The following is a 19273-nucleotide window of genomic DNA, read 5'->3' as shown; positions in this document are numbered from 1 at the left end:
TTCCCTGTTTCCGGCCCCTGTTTCCCGGCTTCCTGCCGGCAGGCGGAGCCCGCGACGGCCGGGCACGCCCCGTCAGACCGGGGATCTCGACGGGGCCCGGGCGTCGCGCCGCCGGCCCTCGGCTTCATTCCTGCAACGACGGCCGGGCGCCGCGACGGGCCGAGAGTGCCGTTCCGCTACAGGGATATAATTTTCAACAATGATGCTGGGCTGTTTCATTCTCGTCAAGGAAATTACGAGTATGTTGAAAGGTCCACATTGTATTAACGAGCTTTTTGTTAGATTCCTTTCATGTGGAGGAACCCGGCCGCTGCTCCGCGCGCAACGCGGCCAGGATGCCGAGGAGCCGCGGGAGATCCGCCCGCTCGACGACGTAGGTGTCGGTGACCACCGGGGCCTTGAGGATGGGCAGGTCGAACGTCCCCGTCCCGCGCCGGGCGATGCCCAGCTTCTCCTTGATCCGATTGGCCCCGGCGTTGACCGTCGGGGTCTCGAAGCGGATCTCCCTCAAGGAGAACCGCTCGAAATAGACCTGCATCGCCTTGACGTAGGAGATCATGCCGATCCCCAGGCCGCGGAGCTCCGTGGCCCAGACATGGGCGTGCATCACGGCGGAGCCGTTCCTTTCCAGGCCCGTCAGCTCGTGGACCCCGACCGTCGCGCCGCGATAGGCGATCGAGAGGATGGAAAGCTGGGACGTCTCCAGCGCCTCGTTCCTCTCCACCACCATGGTCAGCATCTCGCGCATCTTGCGCGCGGGGTAGACCTTGGCCCGGTCGACGCCGAGTGCTTCGAGCGCGGCGTTCGCGGGGTCGTGCCAGTACGCGACGTAGGCGTCGAGGTCGCAGAGCCGGAAGTCGCGGACCTCGACGTCGTCGACCGATGCCGCGCGCGTCATGGCGCCGGCCCGCTATGGGTGTCCAGGATGTCCGCGACGACGGCCAGGAGGCGATCGGGCGCGGCGGCGAAATGGAAGTGGCCGCCCTCGAACAGGACCGCGGGGCGCAGGTCGGTCGTATAGGCCCCCCATTGGGCCACGTCGCCGGGCGCGACGAACGGGTCGGCGTCGCCGCACAGGGGATGGATCGGGATCGCGAGCGGGTCCGGCGGCGGCGCGGACCGGGCCGCCAGCGACCACAGCTCCCTGGCCTTGATGTCGGCCCGCAGGGCCGGCTCGATCAGGTCCAGCAGCTTGTCGTTGCGGATGGCGCCGGCCGACAGCCCGTTCATCCGGCCCAGCTCCTGGAAGAACTCGCCGCGGGGAAGCTCGTGCAGCAGGTAGGAGCGCCTGGGCGGAACGTGGGGCGCCGGGCAGCTCGACATCAGCAGGGCCCGCGGGGTGCTGCCCGGCGCCTCGCGGGCCAGCGAGCGCGCCAGCTCGTAGGCGAGGACGCCGCCGAAGCTGTGGCCGAAGAAGACCGACGGCGCGTCGTCCCATCGGCCGATCGCCCTAGACAGGGCCGAGACGATGGCGGCGACGGAATCGAACGGCGCCTCGTGTATCCGCGTCCCCCGGCCGGGGAGGTGGACGCCGACGACCTGGACGTGCCCGGGCAGGCGCCGGCCCCATTCGAAGAAGGTGGCGCCGCCGGCGCCGGCATGGGGAAAGCAGAAGAGGCGCAGGGCGACCGGGTCGCCGGGTTCCCTCGGGGAGGCGACCCAGAACCGGCCGTCCTGGCCGGGATCGGGGAGGTCCGGGCCGTCCATGGGCCTACCGCGTCCCCTCGGCGCGGGACAGGGCCTCGCACAGCCAGTCCGCCATCTCCCGGACGCTGGCCTTCTCGAAGAACGTCCGCATCGCGACCTCGACGCCGAAGGCGGCTTCCAGCTCGGTCGTGATCAGGACCGCCTTGATCGAATCGCCGCCCGCGCCGGCGAAATCGTCCGCGGGGTCGAGCCCGGGGGCGTCGAGCGTCTCGCGGTAGATCCGCAGGCACGTCCCCTCGACCTCGGCCCTTCGAAGCGCGTTCATGGTCGCCATCCTCAATGGAACATCCGCCAGCAGCCGTCATGCCAGATCAGGAAGGCGCCGATCGTGCGCCGCGGCGACGCGCATTGCTCCACCGCGTGCAGCAAGCGGGTATCGAGCACCGTCATCTGCCCTGCCCTCGCCCGGACCGTCACCGAGCGCGCGTCGCGCAGCCTGGCGCCGCCGCCGGGCCCCGAGACCTCGGCCATCAGCGCGTCCAGCTCGGGGCGCGTCCCGGGCTTCAGGTCCCAGAAGACGATGCCGGCGTCGTTCTCCGCCTCGCCGACCGTCAGCACGCTGGAGATCTGGAAGTCCCCTTCGCTGAAGCCGGCCTTGAACGGCCAGTTGGCCTTGTCGCGGCCGAAATGGACGGCGTCGCAATGCGGCGGCACGCTGTAGGGGCCGTCGTGGTTCTTCACGAACTCCCGCCGGGACGCCAGGGGAAGCTCTCCCCAGGCGCCGATCCGAACGGACTCGGCCCCGAGCTCGCGCCGGCACAGCTTCACGAACTCGGACTCGCGCAGCCGCTCGTTCACCCGCGCGGCGTAGGAGAAGTAGTCGATCAGCCCGAGGACGAGGTTCGCGCCCTCCAGCCGCTGCACGCCGCCGATCGCGATGCCGGAGACCGCGGCGGTGGGGAAGTTCCTGTGGCGCACGACGTCGGGGAACGCGTCCCCGGCCCACCAGGCGTCCAGCCCGTCCGGCTCCAGCATGTCGAGGAGGATGGCCGCGGCGCCGCCGTCGCGGATGCGCTCGACCGCCTGCCGGTAGGTCAGCGAGCATTTCACCGGCTGCCCGCCGAACGAGTACACCTCGGCTTCGTAGACCTCGGCCATCCTCCCCTCCCTACGCCGTGAGGGCGCGGCGATCCGTCGAGGCCAGCAGGGCTTCCGCCTGCTTCTCGACCACCGTGCCCTTGAAGAAGTCCGGATTGGCCTCGCCGAAGAAGCGGACCGGGTTGCCGAACAGGAACTCGCCGAAATCCTCCTGCGTGATCAGGCCGTCCTCGACCAGCTCGTAGGCCTCCGGCAGCACCTGGGTGAAGTCGGTGACGTCGAAATGGCCGATGTCGGAGCCGAACAGCGTGTTCAGGCGCGCCTTCATGGGGTTGTGCCGGCGGTTGAACGCCAGGGCGGTCGACCGGTCGTCGGCCTCGCAGCCGAAATAGAAGCTGTCGGCGAAGAGGTTCAGGAAGTCGGTCTTGCGCACGATCTCGCAGCGCGAGAAGTCGTCCAGGTCCGCGATGCCGCCGGTCGAGCCCGACCCTTCGCCGTCGAACCTGCCGTTGGTCTCGCGCAGCGCCGCCACCAGCCGCTCGCTGCCGTATTCGCGGGCGAGCGCGATGACCGTCTCGACGTCGATGTTGTCGGGGTTGACGTCCTCCAGGCCCTCGAGGCTGCGCTTCTCCCAATGCTCGACCAGGTCGGCCAGGAGCTGGCAGGCCCAGGAGACGCCGCCTTCGAGGAAGCCGAACTTGACCGTCGGGAAGCGGCGCGTCACGCCGTTCAGGAACAGGGACTTGCACACCGCCTCGTTGGCGGCGGCGAAATGGCCGACATGGTTGTAGACGAAGTTCGACGGCGACCGGCGCAGGCCGAACCCGCGCGAGCCGCGGTGGAAGGTCGGCGACAGGCCCAGATCCCGGCACCGGGCCCAGACGGGATCGTAGTCGTATTCGCTGTCGAGGCCGAGCGCGTCGTACCAGGTGGCGTAGCGGGCGGCGTCGGGATGGGCGCGCGCCGCGGCCGGGATGGTCCGCGGTATCAGACTGCCCATCTTGATCACCTTCATGCCGAGCTGGCCGGTGACGTAGTCGAGCTCGTCGATCGCCTCGTCGGGCGTGAACATCGGGATGATCGCCGCCGGCGTCATCCTGCGGGAATGGTCGCGGAAATACGTCGCGGTGAAGATGTTGTAGGCGCGGCAGGTCGCCCGGCGCACCTCCGGGTCGGGAAGGCGGTGCAGGCCCAGGCCGATCGTCGGGTAGATGACCGAGAAATCCAGGCCGAGCTCGTCGAGGCGTTCCTCAAGCAGGCGCGGCATCATCGCGGTCGCCCTGTCCCGCGCGTTCTTCGCGGGGAAGGTCCAGAACCCCTGCTGCGCCAGCCCGCGGTCGCGCCGCTCGGCGACCGAGGTGTCGAGGAGCTGCTGGATCGTGGCGCGGACGGACTGGAAGCCTTCGGCGGCCTTGTCGCCGCCGATGCGCCGAAGCTCCTCGTCGATGAAGGGACCGTATTCGAGCCAATGCCCATCCGCGTCGATGACGGGATGCTGCAAGCGGGCATTGATCTCCGGAGCGCTCATGTGACCGTGACTCATGATTTCATCGTCTCCCCGGTGGCGTCCGGACAATTGCTGATCGGCGCTGGCCGGCCGCCGTTGGGCCGCTGTCGGGCCGCCGGGCGGCCGCCGGTTTGCAGCATGTCCACATCGCAATGTCGGCTTCAGGGTCGGTTTCAGACCGGCAACGTCCGGTTCCCTCGGCCGCTCGAACGGTTGCGCACTGCGCGCCAACAATGATGCAAACTGAAGCCAACTGCGTCAAGCTCATTAGCCGGACATTGAAACAGAAGGTCTGTAACTGTTTTCAAAACGATACAAACATGGACCGTAAATTGCCGAAGGGAAGGCGGAGGGCGTGGCTGCGATGAAGAATCCCATGAAGGCGTCGATCGCGGCCGGGCGTGCGGCGCTCGGCTACCTCGCGACGATACCGAGCGTCGGCGCGGTGCAGGCGCTCGCCGGCGCCGGCGCCGACTTCGTCCTGATCGACATGGAGCACGCGCCGATCGGCCCGGAGACGGCGGCGGCGCTGATCGCGGCGACCAACGGCACCGGGACCGCGCCGCTGGTCCGCGTCCCCGGTCCGCGCTCGGGTTTCGTGAAGCCGGCCCTGGACGGCGGCGCCTACGGCATCGCCTTCGCGCAGGTCGCCACCGCCGCGGACGCCGAGGCGGGCGTCGAGGTCAGCCGCTACGCGCCGCGGGGCCGGCGCGGCTACGGCCCCGCCCGCGCCGCCCTGCGCTGGGGCCTCAGCGTGCCGGACTACGTGGCGAGCGCGGATGGCGAACTGCTGAACATCGTGCTGGTCGAGTCGCCCGAAGGCATCGCGGCCCTGGACGACATCCTCCGGGTGGACGGGATCGACGTCGTCGTGGTGGCGCGCAGCGACCTGTCGGCGGCCCTGGGCATCCCCGGCCGGTTCGACGACCCGGGCCTGAGGCGGCTCGTCGCCGAGGCGGAGGCGAAGATCCTCGCCCATGGCGGCGTGGCGCTGGGAGGCAACGCGCGCGACCCGGAGGAGGCCAAGGCGATGATCCGCGCCGGGTACCGGCTGCTCGTGCTCGGCTCGGACGGCGGCCTCGTGCAGCGCACGGCCGCCGCCGAGCTGTCCGCGGTCAGGTCCTGACGATCTTCCCGGGGTTCATGATGTTCCGGGGGTCGAGGGCCCGCTTGATGTCGGCCATCACGTTCCAGCCCTCCCCGTGCTCGACCGCCAGCCACTCCATCTTGCCGTAGCCGACGCCGTGCTCGCCGGTGCAGGTGCCGCCCATCTCCAGCGCGCGTTCGACCAGCCGGCGGTTCAGGGCGTCGGCGCGGGCGAGCTCGGCCGGGTTCTCGGGGTCGAGCACGTAGACGAGGTGGAAGTTGCCGTCGCCGACATGGCCGACCAGCGGCGCCAGGACCCCGGCGGCGGCGATGTCCTCCTTGGTCGCGACGATGCAGTCGGCGAGCCGGGAGATCGGCACGCAGACGTCGGTTGGCCAGCCCTTCGCGCCCGGCCGCAGCGCGATGGCGGCGTAGTAGGCGTCGTGCCGGGCCTGCCACAGCCGCGAGCGGTCCTCCGGCCGCGTCGCCCAGCCGAAGCCCGACCCGCCCTGCTCGCCGGCGATCGCCTCGACCATCTCCGCCTGCTCGACGACGCCGCGCTCGGTGCCGTGGAACTCGAAGAACAGCGTGGGGGCCACCGGGTAGTCCGTCCGGGAGTAGCGGTTGACCGCGTCGATCTGCACCTCGTCGAGCAGCTCGATCCGGGCGACCGGGACGCCGCACTGGATGGTCTGGATCACGGTGTCGACGGCGGCCTTGATCGTGGGGAAGGTGCAGGTGGCGGCGCTGACGGCCTCGGGAATGCCGTAGAGGCGCAGCGTCACCTCCGTCACGATGCCCAGGGTGCCTTCCGAGCCGACGAACAGCCGGGTCAGGTCGTAGCCGGCCGCGCTCTTGCGCGCCCGGCCGCCGGTGTGGATCACCCGCCCGTCGGCCAGCACGACCTTCAGGCCGAGGACGTTGTCGCGCATCGTGCCGTAGCGCACCGCGTTGGTGCCGGACGCCCGCGTCGCCACCATGCCGCCGAGCGAGGCGTCGGCGCCGGGGTCGATCGGGAAGAACAGCCCGGTGTCGCGGATGTACTCGTTGAGCTGCTTGCGGGTGACGCCGGCCTGGACCGTGCAGTCCAGGTCGTCCGCCCCGACCCGGAGCACCTGGTTCATGTTCGACAGGTCGATCGTGATCCCGCCGTTCAGCGCCGCGATCCCGCCCTCCAGCGAGGTCCCCGTCCCGAACGGGATCACCGGCATGTCGTAGCGCGCGCAGACGCGGACGATCGCGGCGACCTCCTCGGTGCTGTGCGCGAAGGCGACGGCGTCGGGCGGGAGCACGGGATGGTAGGACTCGTCCCTGCCGTGCTGCTCGCGCACCGCCGCCGAGGTGCTGAGCCTGTCGCCGAGCATCGCCTTCAGCTCGGCGATGACCGGCGCCGGGTCGTTCCTGCGGGCCGACGAACCGGCGGTGCCGGGCAAGGTCATGGGCGTTTCCTCCTGAAGGGGATCTGGCTGAAGGGGATCTGGCTGAAGGGGATCGGGCCGGGACGGATCACAGCGAGGCGGCGGAGCGCGCGGCTTGGTCGTAGAGCCCGGACAGCGCGCGCAACGCGCGGGCGAGGCCGCCGATCTCCGCGTTGTCGATGCCGCCCAGGGCCGACAGCGCCTCGATCAGGCAGGCCTCCCGCACCTCGCGGTAGCGCCGGCACGCGTCCTGGCCGGCCTCGGTCGCGGCGTAGAACACCTCCTTGCCGCGGCGACGGCGCGAGACGAGGCCCAGGCGCTCGAGCTTCCTCAACGCGTAGCTGACGAGGTGGGTGTCTTCCACGTTCAGGACCAGGCATACGTCGCCGATCCGCTTTTCCCGGTTACGATGGTTGATCGAGTGTAGCACCATCACGTCGAGGGCGGACACGTCAGGAACGCCAGCTGCCGTCATGCAGCGCACGATCCAGCGGCTGAAGGCGCCGTGGGCGATCATCAGCCCGAACTCGAACTCGCTGAGCTCGGCCGCACCTTCGGACACCAGATGCGCGGAGGAGACGATCGGCCGGGTCACGCCGTCCTCCCGCCGCCCAGGACGAGGCGCGCGGCGACCGCGCCGGCCGGCCGGCCGCGGCCGACGCCGTTGGCGAAGCAGAACAGCATGTCCGGCCCCGGCGTCAGGTTGAGCGCCAGCACGGCCACGAGGAACAGGGCGAGGTTGGAAGCGTCCGGCATCGCGGCGGTCCCCGGCGGAGGTGGAGCGCCCCCGGTCCGGTCAGCCGCCTCCCGGGGTCGGTTCACCATAGCCGCCCCCGCCGGGAGTTTCGACGACGAACACGTCGCCCGGCCGCATGTCCGCCCTGTCGGTGGGCCCGAGGGCCTCGACGCGGCCGTCGGCCCGCTCGACCCGGCAGGCGCCGGTCGCCCCGGGGCCACCGCCCTCCAGCCCGAAGGGCGGGACGCGGCGGTGGTTCGACAGGATCGCCGCCGTCATCTCCTCGCGAAAGCGCATGCGCCGGACCGTGCCGTCGCCGCCGCGGTGCCGCCCGACGCCGCCGGACCCCTTGCGTATGCGGAACGATTCCAGCAGGACCGGGAAGCGCCATTCCAGCACCTCCGGGTCGGTGAGGCGGGAGTTGGTCATGTGCGTGTGCACCGCGTCCGTGCCGTCGAAACCGGGCCCGGCGCCCGAGCCGCCGCAGATCGTCTCGTAGTACTGGTGCCGTTCGTTGCCGAAGGTGAAGTTGTTCATGGTGCCCTGCGCCGCCGCCATGACGCCGAGCGCCCCGTACAGCGCGTCGGTGACGCATTGCGACGTCTCGACGTTGCCGGCCACGACCGCCGCGGGCAAGCGCGGCGACAGCATCGAGCCTTCCGGGATCACGATCTCGAGCGGCTTCAGGCAGCCGTCGTTGAGCGGGATGTCGTCGTCCACGAGCGTGCGGAAGACGTAGAGGACGGCGGCGCGGCACACCGCGGCCGGCGCGTTGAAGTTGCTGTCGAGCTGCGGGCTGGTGCCGGTGAAGTCGACGCGCGCGCTGCGGGCGGCCTTGTCGATCGAGATCCGCACCCGGATCGCGGCACCGTTGTCCAGCTCCTGGACGAACTCGCCGTCCTTCAGCACGTCGAGCACGCGGCGCACCTGCTCCTCGGCGTTGTCCTGGACGTGGCGCATGTAGGCCCAGACGGTGTCGAGGCCGAAATGCTCCACCATCCTGCGCAGCTCCCGCACCCCCTTCTCGTTCGCGGCGAGCTGGGCCTTGAGGTCGCCGACGTTCTGGACGGGGTTGCGCGCGGGATGGGGGCCGGAACGCAGCAGCGCCACCACCGCGTCCTCGCGGAACTCCCCATGCTCGACCAGCAGGAAGTTGTCGATCAGGATGCCTTCGTCCCCGATCGTGCGGCTGTCGGGCGGCATGGAGCCCGGCGTAATGCCGCCGATGTCGGCGTGGTGGCCGCGGCTGGCGACGTAGAACAGCACGCGCTCGCCCCGGTCGTCGAAGACCGGGGTGATCACGGTGATGTCCGGCAGGTGCGTGCCGCCGTTGTAGGGATCGTTCAGCATGTAGGCGTCGCCCGGCTTCATCGTGCCGGCGCGGCGCGCGATCACGGCGCGCACGCTCTCGCCCATGCTGCCGAGATGGACGGGCATGTGCGGGGCGTTCGCGATCAGCCCGCCGTCGGCGTCGAACACCGCGCAGGAGAAGTCGAGGCGTTCCTTGATGTTGACGGAATAGGCGGTGTTCTCCAGCGTCACGCCCATCTGCTCGGCGATCGACATGAAGAGGTTGTTGAACACCTCCAGCATCACCGGGTCGACCTCGGTGCCGACCGCGACCCGGGACGGCAGTGCCGCCACCCGGTTCATCACGAGGTGGTTGCGCCCGGTCACCTCGGCCCGCCAGCCGGGCTCGACCACGGTGGTCGCCGTCGCCTCGCGGATGATCGCCGGGCCGTCGACGGCATGGCCGGGCCGCAGCGTGTCGCGGTCGTAGACGGGGGTGTCGCGGGTCTCGCCGGCCATGAACGCGCGGACGCCGGCGATGGGTTCGGCCGGGCCGGACGCGGTCTCGGCCAGCTCGGGGTCGGCGACGCGCTCGGTGTGGCCGACCGCCTCTACCGAGACGGCCTCGACGACCAGCGGCTTGGCCGGCATCGCGAAGCCGTAGCGGCGCCGGTGGGCGTCCTCGAAGCCGGCGACGATCTCCTCCAGGCTGCCGGCGGGCACGACCAGCGCCGTGTCGGTGCCCTCGTACTTCACGTGGACCCGGCCGATCACCTCGACCCCCGCGGGATCGAACCCCTGGCGCGCCAGCTCGCCCCGGCCGTCGTCGGCGAGGCTGGTCAGGTGCGTGTTCACCATCGCCATCGTGTCGGGCGACAGCCGCATCTCCAGCGACAGCTCGCGGATCGCGACGGTGTCGGCCAGGCCCATGCCGTAGGCGGACAGCACGCCGGCGAAGGGATGGATGAACACCCGCGTCATGCCGAGCGCGTCGGCGACCAGGCAGGCGTGCTGGCCGCCGGCGCCGCCGAAGCAGGCCAGGGTGTAGCGGGTGACGTCGTAGCCGCGCTGGACCGAGATCTGCTTGATCGCGTTGGCCATGTTCTCGACCGCGATCCGCAGGAAGCCCTCCGCGATCTCCACCTCGCTGCGCCGGGCGCCGGTCGCGCGCGCCATCTCGTCGGCGAGATCGGCGAAGCGGGCGCGCACCGCGTCGGCGTCGAGCGGCTGGTCCGCGTCGGGGCCGAAGACGTGGGGGAAGAACTCCGGATGGAGCTTGCCGGCCATCACGTTGCAGTCGGTCACGGTGAGCGGGCCGCCGCGCCGGTAGCAGGCAGGGCCGGGATTGGCGCCGGCGCTCTCGGGCCCGACGCGCAGGCGCGCGCCGTCGAAGCTGCAGATCGAGCCGCCGCCGGCCGCGACCGTGTTGATCCGCATCATCGGCGCGCGCATGCGCACGCCGGCGACGACCGTCTCGAAGGTGCGCTCGTACTCGCCGGCGAAATGCGACACGTCGGTGCTGGTGCCGCCCATGTCGAAGCCGATGATGCGGTCGAACCCGGCCATCTCGCTGGTCCGCACCGCGCCGACGATGCCGCCCGCGGGGCCCGAGAGGATCGCGTCCTTGCCCTGGAACAGCCGGGCGTCGGTCAGGCCGCCGTTGGACTGCATGAACATCAGCCGGACGTCGCCAAGCTCGGATGCCACCCGGTCGACGTAGCGCCGGAGGATCGGCGACAGGTAGGCGTCGACGACCGTGGTGTCGCCGCGCCCGACCAGCTTCATCAGGGGGCTGACCTCATGGCTGACGGAGACCTGCGGGAATCCCATGGACCGCGCCAGCGCCGCCACCGCCTTCTCGTGGGCGGGATGGCGGTAGGCGTGGATGAACGCGATCGCGACCGCGCGGATGCCGGCGTCCCAGGCCTCCTGCAGCCCGCGCCGGGCGGCGTCCAGGTCGACCGGGGCCAGTTCCTCCCCCTCGGCGGCGTAGCGCCCGGGGACCTCGACCACGCGGGAATAGAGCAGCTCCGGCAGGACGATGCGCCGGGCGAAGATGTCGGGGCGCGCCTGGTAGCCGATGCGCAGCGCGTCGCCGAACCCCTCGGTGACCAGCAGGACCGTCGGCTCGCCCTTGCGCTCCAGCAGCGCGTTGGTCGCGACCGTCGTCCCCATCTTCACGGCCTCGATCCCTTCGGCGGGGAACGGCTCGCCCTTGCGCAGGCCGAGCAGGTCGCGCATGCCCTGGATCGCGGCGTCGGGGTAGCGCTCGGGGTTCTCCGACAGCAGCTTGTGGGTGACGACCGAGCCGTCGGGCCGACGCGCGACGACGTCGGTGAAGGTGCCGCCGCGATCGATCCAGAACTGCCACCGTCCCGTCGTCCTGCCGGCCTCGCCGGTGCTGCCGTTGACGGACATCCGTCCATTCTCCTCGGGGTTCTGCCGGGGCGATAATGACGATTTATCGACAAATCATCAACGTCGATCGCATCCGCCTCTTCCAACAGGCGGGCAACAGGCGGGATGCGAGAGAGGTCTGCCCGTAGCACCGCGGCTGTGGCATTACTGGGTGCCATGACCACCGCAACGACCCTCTCCGCCGCCGAGGCCCGCCGCATCGCGCTCGCCGCCCAGGGCTTCGCCGACCGTTCCCCCGCCGCCGCCACCGACCAGCGCCATCTCGCGCGCGTGCTCGACCGCGTCGCGGTCTTCCAGATCGACGCCGTCAACGTGCTGGTGCGCTCGCACTACCTGCCGGCCTTCTCCCGCCTCGGCGCCTATTCGCCGGAGCTGCTGGACCGCGCGGCCTGGGGGCCGCGCGCGCGCCGGCGGCTGTTCGAGTACTGGGGCCACGAGGCGTCGCTGATGCCGGTCGCCATCCAGCCGCTGATGCGCTGGCGCATGGCGGACGCGCGGCGCGGCGAGGGCATGTATGGCGGCCTCGCGCGGTTCGGGCGCGAGCGCGCGGACTTCGTCGCCGCGATCCTGCGCGAGGTCGAGCGCCGCGGTCCGCTGGGAGCGGGCGACCTGGAGCAGGCCGGCCCGCGCGGCGGCCCGTGGTGGGGCTGGAGCGACGGCAAGAGCGCGCTGGAATGGCTGTTCTGGGCCGGGCTGGTCACGACCGCCGGCCGGCGCGGGTTCGAGCGGCTCTACGACCTGCCCGAGCGCGTCCTGCCGGCCGAGGTGGCCGCCATGCCGACGCCGGCGCGCGAGGACGCCCAGCGCGCGCTGGTGTCGCTCGCGGCCAAGGCGCACGGCGTCGCGACCGAGCGCGACCTGCGCGACTATTTCCGCCTGAAGCCGGAGGTGACCCGCGCCCGGATCGCGGAACTGGTCGAGGCGGGCGGCCTGCTGCCGGCGAAGGTCGAGGGCTGGTCCCAGGACGCCTACCTGGACCCGCAGGCGCGCGCACCGCGCCGCATCCGCGCCTCGGCCCTGCTGTCGCCCTTCGATTCGCTGATCTGGGAGCGCGACCGGACCGAGCGGCTGTTCGGGTTCCGCTACCGGCTCGCCCTCTACACGCCGGCGGAGAAGCGCGAGCACGGCTACTACGTGCTGCCCTTCCTGTACGGCGACCGGCTGGTCGCGCGGGTCGACCTGAAGTCCGACCGCCAAGCCCGCACCTTGCGGGTGCCGGCGGCGTTCGCGGAGCCGGGCCTGATCGCGCCTGAAGCGGTGGCGGCGCTCGCGGCCGCGCTGCGCATGCTGTCGGGCTGGCTCGGCCTCGGCGAGGTTGCGGTCGGGACGCGCGGCGACCTCGCCGGCCCGCTCGCCGCCGAGCTGGGGCAGGCTGCGCTCGTATCCTAGGAAGGCGGCCCGCGGGAAGCCGCGGACGGAGAACTCCGCCATCTTCCCGCCACGCGGGCGGGCGAGACTGGACGCCCAGTCGCCGCCTTCCCACCGGACGCCCCATGCCAGAGCCATTCCGCATGACCATGACCCTGCTGTTCTCGGTGCTGGTCGTCCTGGCCCTGCTGCTGGCGGGACCGGCCTGGGTCATCGCGTCGGGGACGGTGCTGGTGGGCGGGAACTGGGCGACGGCGCATCGCGGGTCGGCCGGGCTGGCGCCGGACCCGGCCACGACGCCGGAGGCGGTCGTTCAGCTCTACGCGGCGCGCGCCTTCTCCTGGCGCGGCGCCTTCGGCGTGCATACCTGGTTCGCCGCCAAGCCCGAGGGGGCGGACGCCTACACCGTGTACGAGGTGATCGGCTGGCGCGTCCTGCGCGGCATGCCGGCGGTGGCGATCGGCCAGCGCACGCCGGACGGGCACTGGTTCGGCCAGACGCCGGAGATCGTCGCCGAGTTGCGCGGCGCCGAAGCCGCCGCGGCGATCCCGAAGATCGCGGCGGCGGCACGCGCCTACCCGTTCGCGGACACGTACCGCATCTGGCCCGGGCCGAACAGCAACACCTTCGTTGCCTGGGTCGCGCGCGCCGTGCCGGAGCTGCGCGCCGACCTGCCGCCGAACGCGCTGGGCAAGGACTATCTGGGCCCCCGCATCGCGGCACCGGCGCCGAGCGGCACCGGCTGGCAGGTGAACCTGTTCGGCCTGGTCGGCGTCCTGGCCGCGCGGGAGGAAGGGGTCGAGTTCAACCTGCTCGGCCTCACGGTCGGGGTGGACCCGCTCGACTTCGCCTTCAAGCTCCCGGGCCTCGGCCGCATCGGGCCGGAGCGGCTGCCGCCGTCCTGACATGCCCGCCTGCCATCCATGCGCCGGCCGCAGGCATGGCGCATCGACGCGGGTTGGACCCGCGGAACCGGTTTCTCTATGCTCGTTCCCATGAGCTTCTGGGGAACCATCCTGGACCGCGCCGCGAAGCTGGCGCTCGACGGGCCGGTGGGCGCGCTGCTGGGCGCCGTCCGCCGGTCCCGCGGCGCGTCCGCGTCCGCCGACAGGACGGACGCCCAGGAGCTGACGCGGCAGGTCGCGTTCACGATCGGCACGATCGTGCTCGGAGCGAAGCTGGCCAAGGCCGACGGCGTCGTGTCGCGCCACGAGGTCACGGCGTTCAGGCAGGTGTTCCACGTGCCGCCGGAGGAGATGCGCAACGTCGCCTGGCTCTACGACCGGGCCAAGCGCGACAGCACGGGGTTCGAGCCCTACGCCCGCCAGATCGCCAAGCTCCTGCGCGGCCATCCGGCCGTGCTGGAGGAGCTGCTGGACGGGTTGTTCCACATCGCGCGCGCCGACGGCGAGATCAACCGGGCCGAGCTCGCCTATCTGGGGGCGGTCGCCGGGATCTTCGGCTTCGGCGAGGAGGAGTTCCGGCGCATCCGGGCGGGCAACGGCGCCGCGGACGCCGACGATCCGCACGCCGTGCTCGGCCTCGCCCCCGCCGCGACGATGGACGAGGTCAAGGCGGCGCATCGCCGGCTCGTCCGCGAATACCACCCCGACCGCCTGGTGGCCGAAGGCGTGCCGCCGGAATGCGTCCGCATCGCGAACGACAAGCTCGCCGCGATCAACGACGCCTACGACCGCATCCGCCGCGCCCGGACGATGGTCCACGCCGAAGCGCCCTGAGCGCCCCCGACACGACACGAGCAGCAATCCATGGCACCCCCCTCCCCCCTCGTCGCGCTGCGCGGCGCAACGATCACGTTCGGCGGCCGGCCGCTGTTCGAGGGCGTCGACCTCGGCCTCGTGCGCGGCGACAAGGCCTGCCTGGTCGGACGCAACGGCAGCGGCAAGTCGACGCTGATGAAGGTCGTGATCGGCGCCACGGCGCTCGACGGCGGCGAGCGCTTCGTGCAGCCCGGCACGAGGATCGCCTACCTGGCCCAGGAGCCGGACTTCTCCGGCTGCGCCAGCGTCACCGACTTCGTCCTGCGCGGCCTGCCGGCCGAGGAGCGCGACCAGGTCCACCGCGCCGACGCCGTGCTCGACCGGCTGCAGCTCGACGGCGCCGCGGCGCCCGGCGGGCTGTCCGGCGGCGAGGCGCGGCGCGCGGCCCTGGCCCAGGCGCTGGTCGGCGACCCCGACGTGCTGCTGCTGGACGAGCCGACGAACCATCTCGACCTGCCGACGATCGAATGGCTGGAGGGAGAGCTCCAGAGCTACCGGGGCGCGCTGCTGCTGATCAGCCACGACCGGGCGTTCCTCAACGCGCTCGCGCGGCGCACGCTGTGGCTCGACCGCGGCAGCCTGCGCGAGACCGAGCGCCGCTTCTCCGACTTCGAGGCGTGGCAGCAGGAGGTCTTCGCCACCGAGGAGGAGGCGGCGCACAAGCTCGACCGCAAGATCGTCGCCGAGACGAAGTGGCTGCGCGAGGGCATCAGCGCGCGGCGCACGCGCAACATGGGCCGGGTCCGGGCGCTGCAGCAGCTCCGGCGCGACCGGGCCGAGCGGACCAGGGGCGGCCAGCAGGTCCGCATGAGCGTCACGGAAGGCGAGACCAGCGGCCGCCTCGTCGTCGAGGCCGAGCACCTGTCCAAGGCGTTCGACACGCCGGACGGGCCGCGCGTGGTCGTCCGCGACTTCTCCACCCGCATCCTGCGCGGCGACCGCGTCGGCATCCTGGGCCCGAACGGCGCCGGCAAGACGACGCTGCTGCGCATGCTGACCGGACAGGCGGCACCCGACGGCGGGACGGTGCGCCTGGGCGTCAACCTCCAGCCGGTCTATTTCGACCAGCGCCGGGCGAACCTCGACCTGGACGCGACCGTGCAGGGCACGCTGTGCCCGGGCGGCGGCGACACGGTCCAGGTCGGCGGCCAGACCAAGCACGTCGCCAGCTACATGAAGGACTTCCTGTTCGATCCCGCCTACAAGGACAGCCCGGTCCGCAGCCTGTCGGGCGGGGAGCGCAACCGGCTGCTGCTGGCGACCCTGTTCGCCCGGCCGTCGAACCTGATGATCCTGGACGAGCCGACCAACGACCTCGACATGGACACGCTCGACCTGCTGGAAGAGGTGCTCAGCGACTACGACGGCACCTTGCTGCTGGTCAGCCACGACCGCGACTTCCTGGACCGGCTCGTCACCTCGGTGATCGCGGTCGAGGGCGACGGCGACGTCCAGGAATACGCGGGCGGCTATTCCGACTACCTCGTGCAGCGCCGGCCGCGCGCCGCCGAACCGGCGAAGGCCGGCCAGAAGCCCAGGCGGGCCGAAGCCGCCCCCGCGGCGCCGAAGCCGAAGCGCAAGCTGGGCTACCGCGAGCAGCGCGAGCTGGAGGGCCTGCCGGCGCGCATGGACGCACTGGCGGCCGAGATCCGGCGGATCGAGGCGGGGCTCGGCGATCCGGACCTGTTCGCGCGCGCGCCGGAGCGGTTCACGGAACTGGGCGAGCGGCTCACCGGGGCGCAGGCGGAACTCGAGGCGGCGGAGGAGCGCTGGCTGGAGCTGGAGACGCTGCGCGAGGAGCTGGAGAACCCGCAGTGAAGCCGCTCGACATCGCGGCCATCCTCGTCGTCATGGCCATCTGGGGCTGCAACTTCGTGGTCGCCAAGGTGGCGCTGACGGAGTTCTCGCCGATCTTCGTGATGTTCCTGCGCTTCACGCTGGTGGCACTGCTGATCGTTCCCTTCGTCCGCGTCCCACGGGAAAAGATGAAGGGCATCGTGATCTTCTCCTTCCTGCTCGGCACGATCCACTTCCCGCTGATGTTCACGGGTCTTCAGGGGCTCGACGCCGCGACGACGTCGATCGCGGGCCAGCTCTCGGTGCCGTTCTCCTCGCTGCTCGCGGCGTTCTTCTTCAAGGACCGGCTCGGCTGGCGGCGCGCGCTCGGCATGGCGGTCGCCTTCGGCGGCATCGTCGTGATCGCCGGCGAGCCGCGCGTGCTGGCGAGCCTCGGCCATCTCTGGCTCGTCGTCGGCGCCGCCTTCGCCTTCGCGCTCGCCAACATCCACGTCAAGGGCATGGGCGAGGTGGACGGGTTCGCGCTGAACGGCTGGATGGCGCTGTTCGCGGCACCCCAGCTCCTCACGGTGTCGATGCTGGCCGAGGAGAACCAGTGGGCGCAGCTCACCCAGGCGAGCTGGATCGGCTGGGCGTGCATCCTGTACATGGTCGTCATGGTCACGATCGTGTCCTACGGGGTGTGGTATCCGCTGCTGCGGCGCTACGACGTCAACCAGACCATGCCCTGGACCCTGACCGTGCCGGTGTTCGGCGTCGCCTCCGCCGTCCTGTTCCTGGGCGAGCCGCTGACGCCGGCGCTGCTCGCGGGCGGGCTGGTGACGCTGACCGGCGTGGCGGTCGTCGTGATCCGCCGGCCGCGCGCGGCGGCGCCGAGCGCCGGCAACGTCACCTGAGCCGAAACCGCAGGGGAACGGACCGGAATGCCGATCGAGCTGCCCTCGCCCAACCACGGCCCCCGCGCGCCCGGCGCGACGGTGGACCTGCTGATCCTCCACTACACGGGGATGCGGAGCTGCGAGGAGGCGCTGGCGCGCCTCACCGACCCCGCGGCCCAGGTGTCGGCCCACTACGTGGTCGGCGAGGACGGCACGGTGTGGCGCCTCGTCCCGGAGGAACGCCGCGCCTGGCACGCCGGGGTCGGTTCCTGGCAGGGCGAGCGCGAGGTCAACGGCCGCTCGGTCGGCATCGAGCTGGTGAACCCCGGCCACGAATGGGGCTACCGGCCGTTCCCGCCCGCCCAGATGGACGCGCTCGCCGACCTGGCCCGGGCCGTCATGGGACGGCATGGGATCGCGCCCGAGCGCGTGCTCGGCCATTCCGACGTCGCGCCCTCGCGCAAGGAGGACCCGGGCGAGCTGTTCGACTGGCAGGGGCTGGCGCGCATCGGCGTCGGCATCTGGGCGGACGCGCCGGAGTCGCGCGAAGACGACTCGGATTGCGCCGGAATGCTGGGGCGTTACGGATACGAAACGGATGGTCCCGGCGGCGTCCGCGCCGCGCTGACGGCGTTCCAGCGGCATTTCGCGCCGACCTCCCTGGGGCGGGACTGGGACGCCGCCCAGGCCGGCACGCTGCGCGCGCTGCTGGAGCGCGTGGGACGGTGAGCGGAATCGCGGATTTCCCGGCAAAACCGATTGCATTCCCGGGCATCCCCGCATAGGTATGGCGGGTCGCCAGTCGGCCGGATGGCCGCCTTCCGGTTCCGCCGGGGGGAGGAAAGTCCGGGCTCCACGGAAACACGGTGCCGGGTAACGCCCGGCGGGGGCGACCCCAGGGAAAGTGCCACAGAAAGCAAACCGCCGACCCGCCGCAAGGCCGGCCGGCAAGGGTGAAAGGGTGCGGTAAGAGCGCACCGCGCCTCCGGCGACGGAGGCGGCACGGTAAACCCCACCGGGAGCAAGACCGAATAGGGACGGCAGGGTCGGTCCATGACCGGCCGGGTGCGTTTCCGCATCGCCGTCCGGGTTGGTCGCGCGAGGCGTCCGGCAACGGACGTCCCAGATGAATGGCCATCCGCCGGAGTACCTCGACCAGTCGAAAGGACTCCGGCGACAGAACCCGGCTTACAGGCCGGCTGGCGACACTTACCGGCCGGGCCGGCGGCCCAGAGCCGCCGCATCTTCATCAACCCCCACGAGCAGCCCCGCTCCACCCCGCGGCACCCCTCCGCGCGCATGGGACGGCATGGGACGGCCGCTCATGGGCCGGTCGTCAAACCGGGTACGGCGCAAGACGCCATATACCCCTATCGATCGTTCCGGCACCGAATTTTTCCATATTTTCCCATGCGCCTGAGGCACCGGCGCCCCATCCCATGTGTCGCCTAATATGAACAAAAATAGAACGTTCCTCAGAAATGAGTTGAACAAGAAGTAATCGCCTGGAATTTCCGCGAACTCTACGTATCGGCCGACTCGGTCGAAGCGGATAGGCGTCCTAGGCCTGAAATTTCTTGTTTTCCAAGGATTTTTACTGGCATCGGCATTGACGCCCCATGAAATCCCATGATATCCCATAGGCACCCAACACGAAGGTATCCGCCCGAAGTGGGTAGCCGGAAGGTGGGGCGATTTGGTGAAGAGCGGCAAGAGCGGACGCCAGTGTCCGACGCCGACGGGCTCGGGGGCCGATGGCGGTATTCCTGTCCACATACGTGAACAAGGTCGACAGGAAAGGTCGCGTGTCGGTGCCTGCCCAGTTCCGTCAGGTGCTTGCCGAGCAGTCTCCCGCAGGTGCCGCGAGCGGGCTCGTCGTATTCCGTTCGGTCACACTCCCTGCACTCGAAGCGTGTAGCGCCAAGCACATGGAAGATCTCGCCGCGGACCTGGAACTGATGGATCTGAGCGACGAGGAGCGCGAGCACCTCGAGCTGACGATCTTCAGCGCGTCCGTGGCACTCCCGATCGATCCGGAAGGCCGCATGATCCTGCCCGACGACCTGCGCGAGTTCGCCGGGATCGACGACCAGATCGCCTTCGTCGGCAAGTCGAAGACCTTCCAGCTCTGGGAGCCCGGCGCCTTCAACGCCCGCATGGCCGAGGCCCGCGAGAAGAGCCGCGTCCACGGCGTCTCCCTCAGCTCCATCAGCAGCGCCGCCCGGCGCCGCGCGCTGCAGTCGTGAGGA

The 19273-nt window shown here is 71.0% G+C and carries 17 protein-coding genes and 1 other RNA gene; 9 read left to right on the top strand and 9 right to left on the bottom strand.

Going from position 1 to position 19273, the window contains the following annotated elements:
- Positions 1-289: 289 nt before the first annotated feature.
- Genes VGO20_RS09515 through VGO20_RS09495 form a run of 5 tightly spaced genes read right to left on the bottom strand, consistent with a single transcriptional unit; the run spans position 290 to position 4288 of the window.
- Positions 290-898, bottom strand: coding sequence for a GNAT family protein (locus VGO20_RS09515; RefSeq protein ID WP_327502089.1), 609 nt, complete (start codon positions 896-898; stop codon positions 290-292).
- Positions 895-1707 (bottom strand): thioesterase II family protein, encoded by an 813-nt coding sequence (locus VGO20_RS09510; protein ID WP_327502088.1) that lies wholly within the window; start codon positions 1705-1707, stop codon positions 895-897. The genes VGO20_RS09515 and VGO20_RS09510 overlap by 4 nt, the downstream gene beginning before the upstream one ends.
- Positions 1708-1711: 4 nt before the next feature.
- The gene (locus VGO20_RS09505) at positions 1712-1972 is read right to left on the bottom strand and encodes an acyl carrier protein (protein WP_327502087.1); all 261 of its coding nucleotides are present in this window, start codon (positions 1970-1972) and stop codon (positions 1712-1714) included.
- Between the two features lie 11 nt (positions 1973-1983).
- On the bottom strand, positions 1984-2805 hold the full coding sequence (locus VGO20_RS09500; protein WP_327502086.1) for a hypothetical protein: 822 nt from the start codon (positions 2803-2805) through the stop codon (positions 1984-1986).
- A 10-nt stretch (positions 2806-2815) separates the two neighbouring features.
- Positions 2816-4288, bottom strand: a complete 1473-nt coding sequence (locus VGO20_RS09495) for an amidohydrolase family protein (protein WP_327502085.1) — start codon at positions 4286-4288, stop codon at positions 2816-2818.
- A gap of 328 nt (positions 4289-4616) precedes the next feature.
- On the opposite strand from VGO20_RS09495, the gene VGO20_RS09490 reads away from it, so the two are divergent.
- Complete coding sequence (locus VGO20_RS09490) at positions 4617-5378, top strand: HpcH/HpaI aldolase family protein (RefSeq protein WP_327502084.1); 762 nt, start codon at positions 4617-4619, stop codon at positions 5376-5378.
- Here the strand turns inward: VGO20_RS09490 and VGO20_RS09485 are convergent.
- From VGO20_RS09485 to VGO20_RS09470, 4 genes are all read right to left on the bottom strand, one after another.
- A complete protein-coding gene (locus VGO20_RS09485; protein ID WP_327502083.1) occupies positions 5368-6777 on the bottom strand; it encodes an FAD-binding oxidoreductase in 1410 nt (469 codons plus the stop codon). The two genes, VGO20_RS09490 and VGO20_RS09485, sit on opposite strands and share 11 nt — an antisense overlap.
- 67 nt (positions 6778-6844) lie before the next feature.
- Positions 6845-7351: a winged helix DNA-binding protein gene (locus VGO20_RS09480; RefSeq protein WP_327502082.1), complete on the bottom strand. Its 507-nt coding sequence runs from the start codon at positions 7349-7351 to the stop codon at positions 6845-6847.
- Positions 7348-7512, bottom strand: coding sequence for a hypothetical protein (locus tag VGO20_RS09475; RefSeq protein WP_327502081.1), 165 nt, complete (start codon positions 7510-7512; stop codon positions 7348-7350). Before VGO20_RS09475 ends, VGO20_RS09480 begins: the two co-directional genes overlap by 4 nt.
- A gap of 40 nt (positions 7513-7552) precedes the next feature.
- Positions 7553-11200: a hydantoinase B/oxoprolinase family protein gene (locus tag VGO20_RS09470; RefSeq protein ID WP_327502080.1), complete on the bottom strand. Its 3648-nt coding sequence runs from the start codon at positions 11198-11200 to the stop codon at positions 7553-7555.
- Between the two features lie 156 nt (positions 11201-11356).
- On the opposite strand from VGO20_RS09470, the gene VGO20_RS09465 reads away from it, so the two are divergent.
- The 8 genes from VGO20_RS09465 (at position 11357) to VGO20_RS09430 (ending at position 19270) form a co-directional block, all read left to right on the top strand.
- Positions 11357-12589: a winged helix-turn-helix domain-containing protein gene (locus VGO20_RS09465; protein ID WP_327502079.1), complete on the top strand. Its 1233-nt coding sequence runs from the start codon at positions 11357-11359 to the stop codon at positions 12587-12589.
- 104 nt (positions 12590-12693) lie between these two features.
- A complete protein-coding gene (locus tag VGO20_RS09460; RefSeq protein WP_327502078.1) occupies positions 12694-13473 on the top strand; it encodes a DUF3750 domain-containing protein in 780 nt (259 codons plus the stop codon).
- Positions 13474-13551: 78 nt separating this feature from the next.
- Complete coding sequence (locus VGO20_RS09455; protein WP_327502077.1) at positions 13552-14307, top strand: TerB family tellurite resistance protein; 756 nt, start codon at positions 13552-13554, stop codon at positions 14305-14307.
- 30 nt (positions 14308-14337) lie between these two features.
- Positions 14338-16167, top strand: a complete 1830-nt coding sequence (locus tag VGO20_RS09450; RefSeq protein WP_327502076.1) for an ABC-F family ATP-binding cassette domain-containing protein — start codon at positions 14338-14340, stop codon at positions 16165-16167.
- Positions 16164-17042 (top strand): DMT family transporter, encoded by an 879-nt coding sequence (locus VGO20_RS09445; RefSeq protein ID WP_327502075.1) that lies wholly within the window; start codon positions 16164-16166, stop codon positions 17040-17042. Before VGO20_RS09450 ends, VGO20_RS09445 begins: the two co-directional genes overlap by 4 nt.
- Positions 17043-17069: 27 nt before the next feature.
- Positions 17070-17753, top strand: a complete 684-nt coding sequence (locus VGO20_RS09440) for an N-acetylmuramoyl-L-alanine amidase (protein ID WP_327502074.1) — start codon at positions 17070-17072, stop codon at positions 17751-17753.
- A 69-nt stretch (positions 17754-17822) separates the two neighbouring features.
- Positions 17823-18231, top strand: an RNA gene (gene rnpB, locus VGO20_RS09435) — RNase P RNA component class A.
- Positions 18232-18952: 721 nt separating this feature from the next.
- Entirely contained in the window at positions 18953-19270 is a 318-nt protein-coding gene (locus tag VGO20_RS09430; protein ID WP_327502073.1) for a division/cell wall cluster transcriptional repressor MraZ, read from the top strand.
- The last annotated feature ends 3 nt before the right edge of the window (positions 19271-19273 follow it).

Origin of the sequence: Arenibaculum sp. (assembly GCF_035998295.1) — a bacterium.
Taxonomy (GTDB): Bacteria; Pseudomonadota; Alphaproteobacteria; order Azospirillales; family Azospirillaceae; genus DASYHS01.
The sequence above is the reverse complement of the archived record's forward strand: the minus strand, read 5'-3'. Positions and strand labels throughout refer to the sequence as shown.